Here is a 17318-nt window from a genome sequence, read left to right as displayed (position 1 = left end):
GCCGCCGACGGGCGCCGAAGAACGTCCGACGTGCCGACCGGACGGAGCGCCGCGCGGACGAGTCGCCCCTTGCCGTGCCGAACCCCGTTGCCATCCCTGGATGCGCGACCGCAGGCCGTCGACACCACTGAGGAGACAAGATGCGCATCGGACTTGTTGTGGACGAGGCAGGACCGTCCTTGGCGGCGGTCCTCGACCGGACCCGGGCCGCTGCCACAGCCGGTTTCGACGGGGTCTGGATGAGCCAGCGGACGAGCCGGGACGCACTGACCACACTGGCGATCGCGGGGCGGGAGGTGCCTGACATCGAGTTCGGCACGGCGGTGGTCCCCACCTACCCCAGACACCCACTGGCACTCGCCGCACAGGCGTTGACCGTGCAGGAGGCCGTGGGCGGCCGCCTGGTGCTGGGCGTCGGCGTCAGCCACCGGGCCGTCGTCGAAGGGCAGTACGGCTACTCCTTCGACCGTCCCGCCCACCACCTCCGTGGATACCTGTCCGCGCTGATGCCCGCGCTGCGCGGCGAACGCGTCTCCTACCGGGACGAGACGCTGACGGCGGTCGGTGAGATTCAGGTGCCGACGAGCAGCACGCCACCCTCCGTGCTCGTCGGTGCGCTCGGCCCGGCGATGCTCCGGGTGGCCGGCGAACTGGCTGACGGGACCATCACCACGTGGGCCACCCCGACGGCCATCGCCGATCACATCGTGCCCGGGATCACCAAGGCGGCGGGGGGACGTACCCCCCGTGTGGTCGCCTCGGTGCCCGTCTGTCTCACTGCCCACGAAGACCGATGGCGGGCCTGGGCCGCCGAGAACCTCGCCGCGGTCGCCGACTTTCCCAGTTACCGCGCCATCCTCGACCGCGGCGGCGCCTCGGGCCCCCAGGACGCGGTTGTCCTCGGCGACGAGACACGCGTCGAACAAGAGATCCGGCGCCTGTTCGACGCGGGCGCCACCGATGTCGTGGCGGCGCTTCTGGGATCACCCGAGGAACAGACCCGGACCGCCGAACTCCTGACCGCTCTGACCGGCTGAGACCACGGAACGGTGCGCGACTCCCGACAGCCCTTCGGGACGATGCGGCACCACACCTTCGAGAAAGAGGAGAAAATGCCGAAATCGCTGGTACGCAAGAACATGACCGTTGGGCTGGTGATCACGGTCGTCATGACGACGCTGTCGGTGGTCATGGCGGACGACGACAGCAGGATGGAGGAGCTCAGGATGTCGCTGATGGTGGGCTTATTGATCACGACGGCGGTGACGGGGGGTACCTGGTTGGTGCAGCGGATACGTTCGGCACCGTGACGGGCGCGGGAGCGCCGGCCCATCGGTGCGCCAGGGCCTGGCGCGGCCCACCGGGGGGTCAGCTGCCGGTCGGGGTCACGGCCGATCGGATGTCCGTCCTCGCCTCGTCGCGCATCCGGTACCGGTAACGCTGCGGCGACTCCCCGACCTCCCGCTTGAACGCTGTGCTGAACGTACTTTCCGACGCATATCCCAGGACAGAGGCGAGGGAGGCGATGCGGTCGTCCCCCTCGCGCAGGGCGCGTTGCGCCAGCAGCATCCGCCAGCGGCTGAGGTAGGTGAGCGGTGGCATTCCCGCCACGGTCCGGAAACGCGAGGCGAAGGTCGTCCGGGACATCGACGCGGCGCGCGCCAGTTCCTCCAGCCGCCAGGGTCGCCCGGGTTCGGCGTGCATGAGGTCGAGCGCTGGACGCAGCCGTTCGTCGGCCAGCAGCCGCAGGCGCCCCGGGGGCAGTTCGGCCTGATCGATGTAGGCGCGGAGCATGTCGAGCAGCAAGAGCTGACCGTGCTGTCGGACGGCGTACGCGGAGCCCATGAGGTTGCCGGCCACCTCGTCGAGGATCCGGTCGAGGCTGCTGCACAGACGGGGTGCCGCCGCGGCCGACCCCCGGACGTGCCCGACCGGTGGAAGCGCCTCCAGCAGCAGGGCCGCTCCTGCCGGGTTGAGGTCGATATGTCCGGCGAGGACGATGTCGTCGGCCCTGGCCAGGTCGGCGGCGTCCTCATGGAAAGAGGAGTAGCCGACCGGCATCTCGATCTCGCGGGGCGTCCCCTCACCCGTGCCGCCCCGGAGCTCCAGCTCTGAGCGGTTGTTCAGGATCGCGATGTCCCCCGGCTTCAGGTCGAGCGGCTCACCGGCGCCGTCAGTGGCCAGCCGGGCCCGGCCGCGCGCCATCGCGACGAAGTTCAGCGGATCGGCGAGGGCGGAACGCGCCACCCATGGCCCTCGCGCGGTGAAGCCGCCCGACACCAGCCCTCGGATTTCGACGACATCGAGAAACTCGGACAGCTGGTCACCGGGCATGTCCGCACGCTCGCAAAAGGAAAACGGACTGTCAAATATTCAAAGTACGAGCGGTCGGGCACAGGATGGAGGCCGTGAGCGACGAAATGGTCGCTGATCACGACACGTCCTCCCGCCGGTCCGCGGACCGGCGGCACGGCAGCCGCCGCTGCCGGGACCGGTCGGCACACCACGGAACACGGCGGGGCACCGCGCCCGTCCACGACGCAGCAGGAGACCCTCATGAGCACCGAGCGGAACAAGGAGATCGCCCACCGGCTGGTGGAGGGCTTCTCCGCGGACGGCGACATCGACACGACCTTCGCCCTGCTCCGGGAGGACGCCGTGTGGACCGTGATGGCGCACCCCGCATCGTTCCGTCTTTCCGGTGGCATGCCGAAGGAGCAGTTCGTCACGCACATGACGGAGTTCCGGAAATCGACCCCCGGCGGACTCCGGATGATCGTCACCGGGGTGACGGCGGAGGGCGGCCGGGTGGCCGTGGAGGCCGAATCGACGGGCACGCTGAGCAACGGCAACGTCCTCAACCAGGTCTACCACTTCCTCTTCGAGATCGAGGACGACAAGGTCGTTGCGGCCAGGGAGTACATCGACACGGCACACGCGGTGGCCGTCTTCAGCGGCTGATCCTTCTCGCCCCGGGTGGCCTGTGCCGGCGCAGCGAGGGCACCGCGCCTCCGGCTCCGCGTCGAGGTCGCCGAGGAACCGGAGTGTCATCGTCGCAGGTCAGGAACCCTTAGCGACCGGTTCGAGGATGGCGACGCACTCCACATGATGGGTCATAGGAAACAGATCGAACGCCCGCAGTGAGCGCACCCGGTAGCCGCCCTCGCGGAAGTACGCGAGGTCGCGGGCCAGGGCGGCCGGGTCGCAGGCGACGTAGGCGATGCGGCGGGCGCCCAGCGAGGACAGGTGCTGCACGGTCTTGCGGCCGGCGCCGGCGCGGGGCGGGTCGAGGACGATCAGGTCGGCCTCGGTGATGCCGGTGCGCGGCAGCGCGGCCTCGACCTTGCCCATCTCGATGCGGACGCGGTCGAACTCGGCGAGGTTGTGCCGGGCGTCCTCCACCGCGCGCTTGCCGGACTCGATGCCGAGGACCGCGCCCTTCTCGCCGACCCGGTCGGCCAGCGCGCCCGCGAAGAGGCCGACCCCGCAGTACAGGTCGAGCGCGGTGTCGCCCTTGCGCGGGAGGAGGCCCTGCATCACCGCCGCGACGAGCGTGTCGGCGGCCTTGGGGTGGACCTGCCAGAAGCCGCCGGCGCCGACCCGGTGGGTGCGGTCGTCGGCGCGTTCGCGCACGAAGGGGCGGCCGTGGACCCGGTGCACGCCCCCGGAGCGCTCGTCGACCCGGAGGACGGAGACCGGACGGTCCAGCTCCACCAGGGGCAGCCGCGCGCCCGGCTTCGGGGTGAGCACGACCTGGCGGTCCTGGGAGCCGGTCGCCGCGATCGCCTCGACGGAGTCCATGCCGGGCCACTGCCGGCGCTCGATGCCCAGTTCGCTCACGCCCGGCGCCGCGATCAGACAGTGCTCGATCGGCTCGACCTCGTGCGAGCGGTGCCGGCGCAGGCCCGCGCGGCCGGAGGGGTCCACCGCGTAGCTCACGCGGGTGCGCCAGGCCGGGACCTCGCCCGCGGGGAGCTTGTCGCCCTCGGCGGGCAGCACCGTGCCGTCCCAGCCGGCCTCCTCGGGGGTGAGCCCGGCCAGCCGCTGGAGCTGTTCGGCGATGACGTCGGCCTTGAGCCGACGCTGGGCGCCCGGCTTGGCGTGCTGCCAGTCGCAGCCGCCGCAGCGGCCGGGGCCGGCGTACGGGCAGGGGGCGTCGATGCGGTCCTTGGACGCCTCGAGCACGCGCACCGCGTCCGCGCGCAGGAAGCGGGCGCCCTCCTCGCCCTCGGTCACCCGGGCCACCACCCGCTCGCCGGGGAGCGTGTGCCGCACGAAGAGGACCTGGCCCTCGGACGTGCGTGCGATGCAGTGGCCGCCGTGGGCGACGGGGCCGACCTCGACCTCGTACTCCTGTCCCACCAGCGACTTCCTCGGTTCTGCCTGCATGGGGGGAGTACTCCAGATGATCAAGAGGGGGTGCGGCGGGGCGGGACGCCACGCGAGCGCGGTGGGCAACAGCCCACCAGTCTACGTGCCGCGCGGCAGCGCTCGTTCCGGCGTGCGGTGGCGCTCCACTCCGTGCGGTGGCGCCCGCCGTTCCGGCGTGCGGTGGCGCTCCACTCCGTGCGGTGGCGCCCGCCGCCCCCGCCCCTCAGCTCCTCAGCCCTTCGCGTTCGCGTCCCGGTGGTGGTGATGATGGTCCCGGTGCTCCGCGGGGCCGCGGCGGACCGCGCCCGGCGCGCTCCACTCCTGGCGCCTGCGCGCCCGCAGCTTCGCCGCCTCGGAGGACTGGAGCTGGTACGGCACCGAGGTCACCATGACGCCCGGGGTGAACAGCAGCCGGCCCTTCAGCCGCAGCGCGCTCTGGTTGTGCAGCAGATGCTCGTACCAGTGACCGACCACGTACTCCGGGATGATCACCGACACCGCGTCGCGCGGGGACTCCTTGCGCAGGCTCTTGACGTAGTCGATGACCGGCCGGGTGACCTCGCGGTACGGCGAGTCGAGGACCTTCAGGGGCACGTCGATCCCGCGCCGCTCCCACTCCGCGCGCAGCGCCTTGGTCTCCGCCGCGTCGACGTTGACGCTGAGCGCCTCCAGGCTGTCGGCGCGCAGCAGCTTGGCGTAGGCCAGGGCGCGCAGCGTGGGCCGGTGGATCTTGGAGATGAGGACGACGGAGTGGACGCGCGAGGGCCGCACCATGTCGTCGCTCGGCACCTCGTCCTCGGGGGCGGCGATCTCGTCGGCGACCCGGTCGTAGTGCTTACGGATCGCCGTCATCGTCGCGTAGAAGATGCACATGCCGAGCAGCGCGACCCAGGCGCCGTGGCTGAACTTGGTGGCCAGGACGACGACGAGCACCAGGCCGGTGAAGAACGCGCCGAAGGTGTTGATCGCGCGGGAGCGGATCATGTGGCGCCGCTTGGCCGGGTCCTTCTCGGTGCGCAGGTGCCGGTTCCAGTGCCGGACCATGCCGGTCTGGCTGAGCGTGAAGGAGACGAAGACGCCGACGATGTAGAGCTGGATCAGCCGGGTGGAGTCGGCCCCGTAGATGATCAGCAGCAGCGACGCCGCGCCCGCGAGCAGCACGATGCCGTTGGAGAAGGCGAGCCGGTCGCCGCGGGTGTGCAGCTGGCGCGGGAGGTAACGGTCCTGCGCGAGGATCGAGCCGAGCAGCGGGAAGCCGTTGTACGCGGTGTTCGCGGCGAGGAACAGCACCAGCGCGGTGGCCGCCGCCAGGATGACGAAGAGGAAGCTGCCGTTGCCGAAGACGGCCTCGGCGACCTGCGAGATCACCGGGTCCTGCACGAAGGAGGAGCCGACCGGCGAGCCGCCCCGGATCAGGTCGGCGGCGGGGTTCTCGGCCATGCGCACCTTGGTGACCATGGCGAGCGCGATGATGCCGCAGAACATGGTGACCGCGAGGAGACCCATCGCCGCGAGCGTCGTCGCGGCGTTCTTCGACTTGGGCTTGCGGAAGGCGGGCACGCCGTTGGAGATGGCCTCGACGCCGGTGAGCGCGGCACAGCCGGAGGAGAAGGCCCGCAGCAGCAGGAAGACCAGGGCGAACCCGGAAAGCCCCTGGTGCTCGGCCTTGATGTGGAAACCGGCCGTCGGTGCCCGCATGGTGTCGCCCATGACCAGTCCCCGGAACGCGCCCCACACGATCATGATGAAGACGCCGCCGACGAAGACGTACGTCGGGATCGCGAAGAGCTTGCCCGACTCCTTCACCCCGCGCAGGTTCATCAGCGTCAGCAGGATCACCACCGCGACGGCGCAGATCACCTTGTGCTCGACGACGAACGGGATCGCGGAGCCGAGGTTCTCGATGCCGGAGGCGATCGACACGGCGACCGTGAGGACGTAGTCGACGAGCAGGGCGCTGGCGACGGTCAGTCCGGCCTTGGGGCCGAGGTTGGTGGTGGCCACCTCGTAGTCGCCGCCGCCGCTGGGGTACGCGTGCACGTTCTGCCGGTACGAGGCGACCACGGTGAACATCAGTACGACGACCGCGACCGCGATCCAGGGGCTGAAGTGGTACGACGACACGCCCGCGATGGAGAGGACCAGCAGCACCTCCCCCGGCGCATAGGCGACGGAGGAGAGCGGGTCGGAGGCGAAGACGGGGAGTGCGATGCGTTTCGGCAGGAGCGTCTCTCCGAGCCGGTCGCTGCGCAGTGCGCGCCCGATGAGGATGCGTTTGGGCACGTCGGTCAGTTTGGACACAACAGGGGATGTTAAGGGTTCGAACACGGGGGCGCCCACCCGCCACCCCCGGCGCGGTGGGGGCGGCGGATCACCGTTTCCCGCAGGAAGACGGGCCCGGACCCGGCACGGCCGGTTCCGAATTCTTAACGGAATCTTGCCGCGGGGACGGGAAGAAGAGGGGCGGCGGTCGGGAAGAAGGCGGGCGGCCCCCGGGCCGGGGGGCCCGTGAGCCGGTGGGCCGGGGGCCCGGTGGGCCGGTGGGCCGGTCGGTGTCCGTCGGCCGGCCGCCGCCCGTGCCTCAGCCGAAGGGCGACTGCCGGTCCGCGCGCAGCTCGTTCAGGGAGTGCTGGATGGTGTCCTTCACCTCGCGGGCGAGCTTCTCCACCGTGCGCGGATCGTCGGCGGCGTCCGCCGGGAAGCCGTCCACGGTGATCGGCGCGCCGAAGCGGATGGTCCACTTGCTCGGCAGCGGGACCAGGCCGAGCACGCCGAGCAGCGGGAACGTGGGCGTGATCGGGAAGTACGGCAGGTTCAGCATCCGTGCGAGGGTGCGGGACTCGCCGATCATCGGGTACGTCTCCTCGGCGCCGACGATCGCGCACGGCACCATGGGGCGGCCCGAGCGCAGCGCCACTGCGGCGAAGCCGCCCCGGCCGAAGCGGCGCAGCCGGTAGCGCTCCTCGTACGGCTTGCCGAGGCCCTTGTACCCCTCGGGCATGACGCCGACCAGGTCGCCCGCGCCGAGCAAGCGCAGCGCGTTGGCCCGGCAGGCGCGGACGTGGCCGGCCTTGCGGACGATGTCGCGGACGAGCGGCAGTTCGAAGGCGAGGTCGGCGGCGAGCAGCCGCAGCCGGCGGTGGGCGGGGTGATGGTCGCGCAGGGCGACCTGGAGCATCAGCGCGTCCAGCGGCAGCGTGCCGGAGTGGTTGGCGACGACGAGCGCGCCGCCCTCTGCCGGGACGTGCTCCAGGCCCTCGACGTCGACCCGGAAGTACTTCTCGTACAGCGGCCGGAGCAGGGGCAGGATCAGCTCGTCGGTGAGGTCGGGGTCGAAGCCGAAGTCGTCGACGGCGCCGTCGTCGGAGGTCAGCCGGGCCAGCGCGTCGGTGCCGGCGGCGAGGAACTCGCGCAGCAGTTCGGCGGTGAGCGAGGGGCCGGGCTCGGATTCGGGCTCGGGGCCGGACGTGGGCTCGGGTTCGGGGCCGGACTCGTGCTCGGACTCGGGTCCGGTGGATCCGAACGGGGTGTCTCCGGTCACGCGTGCCTCTTCTCGGGTCGGTGTCGGGTCGGGTCGGGGTGGGGTCAGTGCGGGGTGGGGCGGTGCGGGTGCTGGGTCGGGGACGGTCCGGGGACGGGGGGACGGCGACGCTGTCGGGAGCGTCACCGGAGCCGTGCGCGGCCCCGGTGACGGAACCGCGCGCGGCACGGGCGGGTGGTGGCGCGCGGCGGGCTCGGGGCTGCCGCTACGTTGGACGCGGGGCGACGGACCGCTCCCCGGGGGAGTCCGCCGCGGCGTTCCCCCGGCATGATGGTGCACCGCGGCCCGCGCACCGGGCCGCCACTGTTGCCCGGCGAGCCGAAAGAGAGCCATGAGCAGGACGCGTACGCGGACCGCGAGGTCCGCGGGGAGTGTGGTGTAGGGCCGTGCACATCGTGATCATGGGCTGCGGCAGAGTGGGTTCCGCTCTCGCCCAGACCCTGGAGCAGCAGGGGCACACGGTCGCCGTGATCGACCAGGACCCCACCGCCTTCCGCCGGCTCGGCTCCGGGTTCGGTGGCCGGCGCGTCACCGGGGTCGGCTTCGACCAGGACACCCTGCGCGAGGCGGGCATCGAGGAGGCCGGCGCGTTCGCCGCGGTCTCCAGCGGCGACAACTCCAACATCATCGCCGCCCGGGTGGCCCGCGAGATGTTCGGCATCGAGAACGTGGCGGCGCGGATCTACGATCCGCGGCGCGCCGAGGTCTACCAGCGGCTCGGCATCCCGACCGTGGCGACCGTGCGCTGGACCGCCGACCAGATGCTGCGCCGGCTGCTGCCCTCGGGCGCCGAGCCGCTGTGGCGGGACCCCACCGGCGGGGTGCAGCTCGCCGAGGTGCACGCCTCCCCGTCCTGGGTGGGCGAGAAGATCAGCCGGCTCCAGGAGGAGACCGGGGTCCGGGTGGCGTTCCTCACCCGGCTGGGCGAGGCGATGCTGCCCTCCTCCCAGACGGTGTTGCAGGAGGGCGACCTGGTGCACGTGATGATGCGCACGGACGACGTCGAGAAGGTCGAGGCGACGTTCGCCGAGGGCCCTGAGAAGGAGGCCGGTCACTGATGAGGGTCGCCATTGCCGGGGCCGGTGCGGTGGGCCGCTCGATCGCGGGCGAACTGCTGGAGAACGGCCACGAGGTACTGCTGATCGACAAGGCGCCGACCGCGATCTCGGTGGAGCGGGTGCCGCAGGCGGAGTGGCTGCTGGCCGACGCGTGCGAGATCACGTCGCTGGACGAGGCCGCGTTGCAGCGCTGCAACGTCGTCATCGCGGCGACGGGCGACGACAAGGTCAACCTCGTCGTCTCGCTGCTGGCGAAGACGGAGTACGGGGTGCCGCGGGTCGTCGCCCGGGTGAACAACCCGAAGAACGAGTGGCTGTTCAACGAGGCATGGGGTGTCGACGTCGCCGTGTCCACGCCGCGGCTGATGTCGGCGCTGGTGGAGGAGGCGGTGAGCGTCGGGGATCTCGTACGGCTGCTGCGCTTCAGCCACGGTGACGCGAACCTGGTGGAGCTGACGCTGCCGCCGGAGTCGGCGCTGGCGGGGACGCAGGTGGGCGAGGTGCGGTGGCCCGAGGACACGTCGCTGGTGACGATCATCCGGGGGACGCGGGTGTTGACGCCGTCGCCGGAGGATGCGCTGGAGGTGGGTGACGAGCTGCTGTTCGTCGCGGCACAGGCGCGGGAGGAGCAGTTGGAGGATCTGCTGTCGGTGCGGCGGGAGGACGCGGTCGGCTGAGCGCGGGCGGGGGGTCGCCGACGCAGTTTCCCGCGCCCCTCGGGGGGTGCGGGGCTGTGTCGCTCTGCGGCTGTGTCGCTTACGGCCCCGCCACGCGGGCGGGTCGCTTGCGGCCCCGCCGCGCGGGCGCGAGCGGCCACAACGCACCCGCCAACCGCCGGGGGCGGCGGCCGCGGTCTACGGTTCGGCGAGCACCGCGCGGACGGCGGCCTCCGCCGCGCCCCCGGGTTATGAGGCGCTCTCCTCCCGCGCCTTCTCCTCGGCGGCCTTCTCCTCCGCCTCCATCTCCGCGAAGACGTCGATCGGCGCGGGCGCCTTCGCCAGGAAGACCCAGGTGAGCCAGACCGCGAGCAGGAACGGGGGGATCTTCAGGGCGATCAGGACCCAGCCGAGCTGCGTCGTGTCCGCCCACCAGTACAGCGGGAAGAGGATCGCGCACTTGGCGAGCAGGATCAGGCCCCACGCCCAGCTGGCCTTCGCGTACGCCTTCTTGCGGCCGGGGTTGCGCGTGCGCCAGGACAGGTTCTCCTTGAAGACCGGCCCGAGCATCAGGCCGATCAAGGGCACGCCCGCGAGCGTCGTCACGATGTACGCGAGGGCCAGGCCGAGCGTGTAGAGCATGCCCGGCAGATAGAAGTCCTTCGCGTTGCCCGTCATCATCGCGAACACGACACCGAAGGCGACGCCGAAGACCCCGCTGAACGCGTGCTTGACCGTGTCCCGGCGGACCAGTCGCACCACGACCAGCAGCAGCGACACCACGAGCGCGGCGATCGCCGACACGTGCAGGTTCTTGTTGATCGTGAAGATGCTGACGAAGAGCAGCCCCGGCAGCACCGTCTCGACCATGCCCCGGACACCGCCGAACGCCTCGAAGAGCGCGGCCTCGGTGACCGCGCGCGAATCGTGCGCGGTGTCGTCTTCGGTCGGCTTCTCGAGTGAGGTCACCGGCTACTCCCGTCCGAGCGGTCTCAGTTCGTATTTCGGGTTGAACAGCACTCTGCGGCCCCGGCTCATCGAGACCCGCCCCGAGGCGATCAGTCTGCGCCCCGGTTCGATCCCGACGATGGAGCGTCTGCCGAGCCACACCACGTCCAGCGCGGCGGAGCCGTCGAACAGCTCGGCCTCCAGGGCCGGTACGCCGGCCCGCGGGCGCAGCGTGACCGTGCGCAAGGTACCAGTAACGGTGACCAGCTGTCGGTCCTGGCAGTCACCGATGCGGGTGCAGCCCGCGGTCTCGGCGTCCTCCCGCAGCTCCTCCGACTCCAGGTCCTCCTGGGACGAGGAGAGCCGGTCGAGCATGCGCCGGAACCGGCCCACCGGCTTCTCGGAACGGGGAACAGCACTCATACCGAAAGCGTACCGGGGGCCGCCGACAGCCACGCAGGGGCTACTTCTCGAACCGGTATCCCATCCCCGGTTCGGTGATGAAGTGCCGCGGATGCGAGGGGTCGGCCTCCAGTTTGCGGCGCAGCTGGGCCATGTACACGCGCAGGTAGTTCGTCTCGGTGCCGTACGACGGTCCCCACACCTCCCGCAGCAGCTGCTTCTGGCCGACCAGGCGGCCGGGGCTGCGCACCAGCACCTCCAGCAGGTGCCACTCCGTGGGCGTGAGGCGTACGTCCCGGCCGCCGCGGTTGACCTTCTTCGCGGCGAGGTCGACGGTGAACCCCTCGGTCTCCACGACGACGTCGTCCTCGCCGGCCCCGGTCGGCTCCGCGCGGCGTACGGCGGCGCGCAGCCGGGCCAGCAGTTCGTCCATGCCGAACGGCTTGGTGACGTAGTCGTCGGCGCCGGCGTCGAGCGCGCCGACCTTCTCGTCGGAGGAGTGGCGGGCGGACAGCACCAGGATCGGCACCCTCGTCCAGCCGCGCAGCCCCTTGATGACCTCGACGCCGTCCATGTCGGGCAGTCCCAGGTCGAGGACGATCACGTCGGGGCGGCGCGCGGCGGCCAGCCGCAGGGCGGTCGCGCCGTCGTGCGCCGCGTCCACCTCGTAGGCGCGCGCCTTCAGATTGATCACGAGGGCGCGTACGATCCCGGGCTCGTCGTCGACCACGAGCACACGCGTCATGAGGCCTGCCTCTCCGGTAGGGCGATCGGACCGGTCCCGGCGGGCCGGGCGGGACCGGTGGCGGGTCCGGTGGCGGCGGGGCCCTCGGCCTCGGGAGGCTGCGCCGGGTGCCCGGCCGCGCGCAGGGTCAGCACCATGGTCAGTCCCCCGCCGGGGGTGTCCTCGGCGGTCAGCGTGCCGCCCATCGCCTCGGCGAAGCCGCGCGCCACCGCGAGGCCGAGCCCGACGCCGGAGCCGCGCGGGGCGTCCCCATAGCGCTGGAAGGGCTCGAATATGCGTTCCTTCGCCTCGTCCGGCACCCCGGGCCCGCGGTCGACGACGCGGACCTCCACCCGGTCGGCCAGCGCGCTCGCGGCGACGAGGACCGGTGTGCCGGGCGGGCCGTACTTGACCGCGTTCTCGACGAGGTTGGCCACCGACCGCTCCAGGAGCCCGGGGTCGACGGCGACCATGGGCAGCGTCTCGGGGACGTCGAGCTCCACGCTGTCCTCGGGGACCCCGCCGAGCGCCATCGGCACCACCTCGTCCACGTCGATCTCGCGGATCAGCGGGGTGACGGTGCGGGTCTGCAACCGGGACATGTCGAGCAGGTTGCCCACCAGGTGGTCGAGCCGGTCGGCGCCCTCCTCGATGCCTTCGAGGAGTTCCGCGCGGTCCTCCTCCGACCAGGCCACGTCGTCCGAGCGCAGCGAGCTGACCGCCGCCTTGATGCCGGCGAGCGGGGTGCGCAGGTCGTGGCTGACGGCTGCGAGCAGCGCGGTGCGGATGCGGTTGCCCTCGGCGAGCGTCCGGGCCTGCTCGGCGGCCTGCCGCAGTCGCTGCCGGTCCAGGACGACCGCGGCCTGCGCGGCGAACGCGGCCAGCACCCGGCGGTCGGAGGCGGGCAGCACCCGTCCGGACAGGGCGAGCGCCATGTGGTCGCCTACGGGCACGTCCACGTCGGCGTCCTCGGGCCGCGCCACGCGCGTGCCGGGGCCCACCGCGCCCGCGCAGGTCCACGGGGCCACGCCCCCGGCGCGTTCCAGCAGCGCCGCCGACTCCATGGCGAAGGTCTCCCGGACCCGCTCCAGGAGCGCCTCCAGGCTGGTCTCCCCGCGCAGCACGCTGCCCGCGAGGAAGGAGAGTATTTCCGACTCGGCGCGCAGCCGGGCCGCCTGATGGGTGCGCCGGGCGGCGAGGTCGACGACGGAGGCGACCGCGACGGCGACCCCGACGAAGATCAGGATGGCGACGATGTTCTTGGGATCGGCGATGGTGAAGCGGTGCAGCGGGGGTGTGTAGAAGTAGTTGAGGAGCACCGAGCCGAGCGCGGCGGAGGCGAGCGCCGGGAGCAGCCCGCCGAGCAGGGCGGCGGCCACGGTCAGCGCCAGGAAGAGCAGCATGTCGTTGGCGAGGCCGAGGTCGACGGTGTTGAGCAGCAGCGCGAGGACGACCGGGCCGGCGACGCCGGTGGCCCAGCCCGCGATGATCCGGGTACGGCCGAGCCGGGCGCCGCGGGCGGCCGGCAGTCCGCGCCCCTTGGCGACCTCGTCGTGGGTGACGATGTGCACGTCCAGGTCGGGCCCGCAGTCGCGGGCCACCGTGGTGCCCACGCCGGGGCCGAGGACGTACTGCCAGGTCTTGCGGCGCGAGGAGCCGAGCACGATCTGCGTGGCGTTGGCGCCGCGCGCGAAGTCGAGCAGGGCGGCGGGGATGTCGTCGCCCACCACGTGGTGGAAGGTGCCGCCGAGGTCCTCGACGAGGGTGCGCTGGACCGCGAGTTCCTTGGGCGAGGCGGAGGTCAGCCCGTCGCTGCGGGCGACGTAGACGGCGAGCACCTCGCCGCCGGCCCCCTTCTCGGCGAGCCGCGCAGCCCGGCGGATCAGGGTGCGGCCCTCGGGTCCGCCGGTCAGCCCGACGACGATCCGCTCCCGGGAGCCCCATATCGTCGAGACCCGGTGCTCGCTGCGGTACTGGGTCAGGTACTCGTCGACCCGGTCGGCGACCCACAGCAGGGCCAGCTCGCGCAGAGCGGTGAGGTTGCCGGGGCGGAAGTGGTGCGAGAGGGCGGCGTCGACCTTGTCCGGCTGGTAGATGTTGCCGTGCGCCATGCGGCGGCGCAGCGCCTGGGGCGACATGTCGACCAGTTCGACCTGGTCGGCGCGGCGCACGAACTCGTCGGGGACGGTCTCCCGCTGCCGCACCCCGGTGATCGACTCGACGACGTCGCCGAGTGATTCCAGGTGCTGGATGTTGACGGTGGAGACGACGTCGATCCCGGCGGCCAGCAGTTCCTCCACGTCCTGCCAGCGCTTGGCGTTGCGCGAGCCGGGGACGTTGGTGTGCGCGAGCTCGTCGACCATGGCGACGGCGGGGGCGCGGCGCAGCACGGCGTCGACGTCCATCTCGGTGAAGACGCCGCCGCGGTACTCCAGCTCCCGGCGCGGCACCTCCTCCAGGCCGCGCAGCAGCGCCTCGGTGCGCGGGCGGCCGTGGTGTTCGACGTAGCCGACGACGCAGTCGGTGCCGCGTTCGACCCGGCGGCCGGCCTCGCAGAGCATGGCGTAGGTCTTGCCGACGCCGGGTGCCGCCCCGAGGTAGATCCGTAGTGTGCCGCGTCCCATGGCCTCATCGTCCTTCTGTGCCGCACCGCGCCGCCATGTGCCACCGCGTGCGCAGCGTCGACCCTACGGCTCGTGATTCCGGCAAAACGGGTGGTGGGCACGGTTGGCGACGTCCTTGACGCAACCCTGACGGCGGCGTCACGCCCCTCGGGTTCCCCGCGGAGCGCTCAGCTCTCGGTCAGCTCGCCGTCGCTCAGCTCCAGCACCCGGTCGGCCAGCCCCAGCAGCGTCGCGTCGTGCGTGGCCACCACGGCCGTGACGCCCTCGCTGCGCACCACCGCCCGCAGCAGCTCCATCACCGCGAGCCCCGTCTCGGCGTCGAGCTGTCCCGTCGGCTCGTCGGCTATGAGCAGCGACGGGCTGTTGGCCAGCGCCCGCGCGATGGCCACCCGCTGCTGCTGCCCTCCGGACAGCTCCCCGGGCCGCTGCTCGGCGTGGTCGGCGAGCCCGACGAGCGACAGCAGCAGCGCCACCCGCTCCTCCCGCTCCCGCCGGCCGGCCCGGCGCAGCCGCAGCGGCACGCCGACGTTCTCGGCGGCGGTGAGGATGGGGATCAGGCCGAAGGTCTGGAAGACGAAGCCGATCCGGTCCCGCCGCAGGGCGAGCAGCCCCTCCTCGCCGAGGTCACCGAGGCCGAGCCCGGCGACGGTGACGCGCCCCGCGTCCGGCTCGTCGAGTCCGCCGATGAGATTGAGCAGGGTGGTCTTGCCGGATCCGGAGCGGCCCTTGAGGGCGACGAGTTCGCCCCTGGGCACGTCGAAGGAGACGCCGCGCAGCGCGTGCACGGCGGCGGCGCCGGTGCCGTACGACTTGTGCACCTGCTCGACGCGCACCATCGTCTCCGTCCCGGTGTCCTTCTCGGCCCCGGTGACGACCACGCTCATGAGCCCTCCCCCGCTTTCCCCCTGTGCCGGCGTGCCCGGCATTCTCACCGGATTCCCACCCGCGCTCGCCCGGTCGAACGGCCGGGAGAAGGCCGCGGTTCCCGGTTCGCCGGATTTCCCCCGGACGGGTACGGAGGGCGCGAGCGCCGCACCGCACCCGGGTCCGGACGGGCGGAAGGGCCGCATCCCACCCGGGATGCGGCCCCGTACGTCGTCCGAACCGAACGCGTCAGCGGACCTCGGTGATCTCCGGTCCGCGCTGGAGCTGGCCCATGCCGCCGGAGAAACGCGAGCCCTCCTCCTGCTGGACGCCCTCGGGCACCATCTGGGCGTCGTTGGGCAGCTTGAGGACGATCGGGTCGCGGGGCGCCATCGGGCCCTCGCCGCGGACCACGACCGTGTCCCGGAAGATCTGCTCGAGCAGTCCGGCCGCCTGCGGCTGCACCGCGCCCTGCCCGGAGATCACTCCGCGCAGGAACCAGCGGGGACCGTCCACACCGACGAACCGCACCACCTGGAAGCCGCCGGTGCCGTCCGGCAGCTGCACGGGCACCTGGGCCCGCAGCTCCCAGCCGAGCGGACCCTCGACCTCGTCGACGATGCCGCCCTGCTGCGTGATCCCGGTGGCGATCTCCTCGCGGACCTCGCCCCAGATGCCCTCGCGCTTGGGGGCGGCGAAGGCCTGCAACTGGACGGCGCTGTCACGCAGTACGACGGTGGCGGCGACGATCGCGTCACCGGCGACCTCGACCCGCAGTTCCATGCCGTCGACACCGGGCACGAACAGACCGCCGAGGTCGACCCGGCCCTCGGCGGGGTCGCTCACCTCGGAGTCGTCCCAGGGGCCGTCGGGCCGCGGTCCGGGCGCGAGCCGTACGCGTTGGCGCCCGCCCTCTGCCTGCTCGTCGTCCGCCTCGGTGTCGACGTCGTCGACGACCTGCTCGGCCTCGCCCGTCGCGTCCGCCACGTCGTCGGCGGACCCCTTCTTCTTGCGACGTCCGAACACGTCACTGTCCTTCCCGGTCGGATACGACCGAAGCGTATCGATTCCCACCCGTTGTGCCGCCCACGGCGGCATGACCGCCGGTGGACCCGAAGCCCCCCTCGGCCCGCGCCGAGCCGGGAAGCTCCGCGACCTCGTGGAAGCGGACCCTCTCGACCTGCTGGACGACCAATTGGGCAATCCGGTCGAAGCGCTCGAACCGCACGCTCTCGCGCGGGTCGAGATTCACCACGATCACCTTGATCTCCCCACGGTACCCGGCATCAACCGTCCCCGGGGCATTCACGAGGGCGACACCGCAGCGGGCGGCGAGACCGGATCGCGGGTGCACGAAGGCCGCGTACCCCTCTGGGAGCGCCACAGACACCCCGGTGGGCAGGACGGCCCGTTCGCCGGGTGCGAGCTCGCACGCCTCGGTGGTGCGGAGGTCGGCTCCCGCGTCGCCGGGGTGCGCGTACGCCGGAAGCGGTACGTCGGGATCGACGCGCCGGACGAGCACCTCGAGTCCCTGCCGGGGGGTGCCGCTCGCGTCGGCCGGGGGCCGGGAACCTGGGGTAGTACCAGTCACAGGCGCAGACCTTACCCGCGCGTCGGCCCCGGTCCGACACCGTGCCAAGCTTGGCTCCATGCAGCACTCCGCGCCCGCGTACGAAGAACGTCTCACCGCGCCCCGCTCCTGGTGGCTGATGTGCCTCCTGATGGGCATCGCGGTGGCCCTGGTCCTGCTCCCCTTCGGCACGCTGCCGATGCTGGGCGGCCTGGTGGGCGGTACGGCGGTCTCGGCGGTGGTGGTGAGTGCGTACGGCTCCCCGCGCATCCGCGTGGTCGGCGACGCTCTGATCGCCGGCGAGGCACGGATCCCGGTTGCGGCGCTGGGCGAGGCGGAGGTGCTGGACCAGGAGGAGGCCCAGGCCTGGCGCACCCACAAGGCCGACACCCGCGCCTTCATGCTCCTGCGCGCCTACATCCGCACGGCCCTGCGCGTCCAGGTGACAGACCCCGAGGACCCCACCCCGTACCTCTACCTGTCCACAAGGGAACCGGAACGCCTGGCGGCAACCCTCAAGGCCACGCGCACACAAGAGCGCCCCTGAACGGGGCGCGGGT

17 protein-coding genes are annotated in these 17318 nt (G+C 72.2%); 6 read left to right on the top strand and 11 right to left on the bottom strand.

Annotation, left to right across the window (positions count from 1 at the left end; all coding sequences use genetic code 11):
- Positions 1-140: 140 nt before the first annotated feature.
- Positions 141-1037 (top strand): TIGR03564 family F420-dependent LLM class oxidoreductase, encoded by an 897-nt coding sequence (locus tag IO29_RS14590; protein ID WP_030382166.1) that lies wholly within the window; start codon positions 141-143, stop codon positions 1035-1037.
- Positions 1038-1049: 12 nt separating this feature from the next.
- Positions 1050-1310, top strand: coding sequence for a hypothetical protein (locus tag IO29_RS14585; protein ID WP_234307640.1), 261 nt, complete (start codon positions 1050-1052; stop codon positions 1308-1310).
- A 58-nt stretch (positions 1311-1368) separates the two neighbouring features.
- On the opposite strand, the gene IO29_RS14580 is transcribed toward IO29_RS14585, so the two are convergent.
- On the bottom strand, positions 1369-2334 hold the full coding sequence (locus tag IO29_RS14580; protein WP_033225589.1) for a helix-turn-helix transcriptional regulator: 966 nt from the start codon (positions 2332-2334) through the stop codon (positions 1369-1371).
- A gap of 222 nt (positions 2335-2556) precedes the next feature.
- Between IO29_RS14580 and IO29_RS14575 the strand changes: the two genes are divergently transcribed.
- Positions 2557-2961, top strand: a complete 405-nt coding sequence (locus IO29_RS14575; protein WP_030382163.1) for a nuclear transport factor 2 family protein — start codon at positions 2557-2559, stop codon at positions 2959-2961.
- Between the two features lie 99 nt (positions 2962-3060).
- Here IO29_RS14575 and IO29_RS14570 read toward each other — a convergent pair whose 3' ends face one another.
- From IO29_RS14570 to IO29_RS14560, 3 genes are all read right to left on the bottom strand, one after another.
- The gene (locus IO29_RS14570) at positions 3061-4389 is read right to left on the bottom strand and encodes a class I SAM-dependent RNA methyltransferase (RefSeq protein ID WP_030382162.1); all 1329 of its coding nucleotides are present in this window, start codon (positions 4387-4389) and stop codon (positions 3061-3063) included.
- Positions 4390-4602: 213 nt separating this feature from the next.
- Positions 4603-6672 (bottom strand): APC family permease, encoded by a 2070-nt coding sequence (locus IO29_RS14565; RefSeq protein ID WP_033225591.1) that lies wholly within the window; start codon positions 6670-6672, stop codon positions 4603-4605.
- A 280-nt stretch (positions 6673-6952) separates the two neighbouring features.
- A complete protein-coding gene (locus IO29_RS14560; protein ID WP_030382160.1) occupies positions 6953-7912 on the bottom strand; it encodes a 1-acyl-sn-glycerol-3-phosphate acyltransferase in 960 nt (319 codons plus the stop codon).
- A gap of 386 nt (positions 7913-8298) precedes the next feature.
- On the opposite strand from IO29_RS14560, the gene IO29_RS14555 reads away from it, so the two are divergent.
- Positions 8299-8970 (top strand): potassium channel family protein, encoded by a 672-nt coding sequence (locus tag IO29_RS14555; protein WP_030382159.1) that lies wholly within the window; start codon positions 8299-8301, stop codon positions 8968-8970.
- Positions 8970-9647 (top strand): potassium channel family protein, encoded by a 678-nt coding sequence (locus IO29_RS14550; RefSeq protein ID WP_030382158.1) that lies wholly within the window; start codon positions 8970-8972, stop codon positions 9645-9647. The genes IO29_RS14555 and IO29_RS14550 overlap by 1 nt, the downstream gene beginning before the upstream one ends.
- 228 nt (positions 9648-9875) lie before the next feature.
- Here IO29_RS14550 and IO29_RS14545 read toward each other — a convergent pair whose 3' ends face one another.
- The 7 genes from IO29_RS14545 to dut all read right to left on the bottom strand — a co-directional run bounded on the left by IO29_RS14545 (position 9876) and on the right by dut (position 16710).
- Positions 9876-10595 (bottom strand): DUF3159 domain-containing protein, encoded by a 720-nt coding sequence (locus IO29_RS14545; protein WP_030382157.1) that lies wholly within the window; start codon positions 10593-10595, stop codon positions 9876-9878.
- Positions 10596-10598: 3 nt separating this feature from the next.
- Positions 10599-10997: an OB-fold nucleic acid binding domain-containing protein gene (locus IO29_RS14540; protein WP_078618472.1), complete on the bottom strand. Its 399-nt coding sequence runs from the start codon at positions 10995-10997 to the stop codon at positions 10599-10601.
- Between the two features lie 40 nt (positions 10998-11037).
- On the bottom strand, positions 11038-11721 hold the full coding sequence (locus tag IO29_RS14535; RefSeq protein WP_030382155.1) for a response regulator: 684 nt from the start codon (positions 11719-11721) through the stop codon (positions 11038-11040).
- The gene (locus tag IO29_RS14530; RefSeq protein ID WP_030382154.1) at positions 11718-14324 is read right to left on the bottom strand and encodes an ATP-binding protein; all 2607 of its coding nucleotides are present in this window, start codon (positions 14322-14324) and stop codon (positions 11718-11720) included. The genes IO29_RS14535 and IO29_RS14530 overlap by 4 nt, the downstream gene beginning before the upstream one ends.
- Before the next feature lie 167 nt (positions 14325-14491).
- A complete protein-coding gene (locus IO29_RS14525; protein ID WP_030382153.1) occupies positions 14492-15208 on the bottom strand; it encodes an ABC transporter ATP-binding protein in 717 nt (238 codons plus the stop codon).
- A 229-nt stretch (positions 15209-15437) separates the two neighbouring features.
- Positions 15438-16214 (bottom strand): DUF3710 domain-containing protein, encoded by a 777-nt coding sequence (locus IO29_RS14520; protein ID WP_030382152.1) that lies wholly within the window; start codon positions 16212-16214, stop codon positions 15438-15440.
- Position 16215: 1 nt separating this feature from the next.
- Positions 16216-16710 (bottom strand): dUTP diphosphatase, encoded by a 495-nt coding sequence (gene dut, locus IO29_RS14515; protein WP_030382151.1) that lies wholly within the window; start codon positions 16708-16710, stop codon positions 16216-16218.
- 127 nt (positions 16711-16837) lie between these two features.
- Between dut and IO29_RS14510 the strand changes: the two genes are divergently transcribed.
- The gene (locus IO29_RS14510) at positions 16838-17305 is read left to right on the top strand and encodes a DUF3093 domain-containing protein (protein WP_030382150.1); all 468 of its coding nucleotides are present in this window, start codon (positions 16838-16840) and stop codon (positions 17303-17305) included.
- Positions 17306-17318 lie beyond the last annotated feature (13 nt).

It is taken from the genome of Streptomyces sp. NRRL F-6676 (assembly GCF_000725625.1).
GTDB lineage: Bacteria > Actinomycetota > Actinomycetes > Streptomycetales > Streptomycetaceae > Streptomyces.
This window is presented reverse-complemented; position numbering and strand designations above follow the sequence as displayed.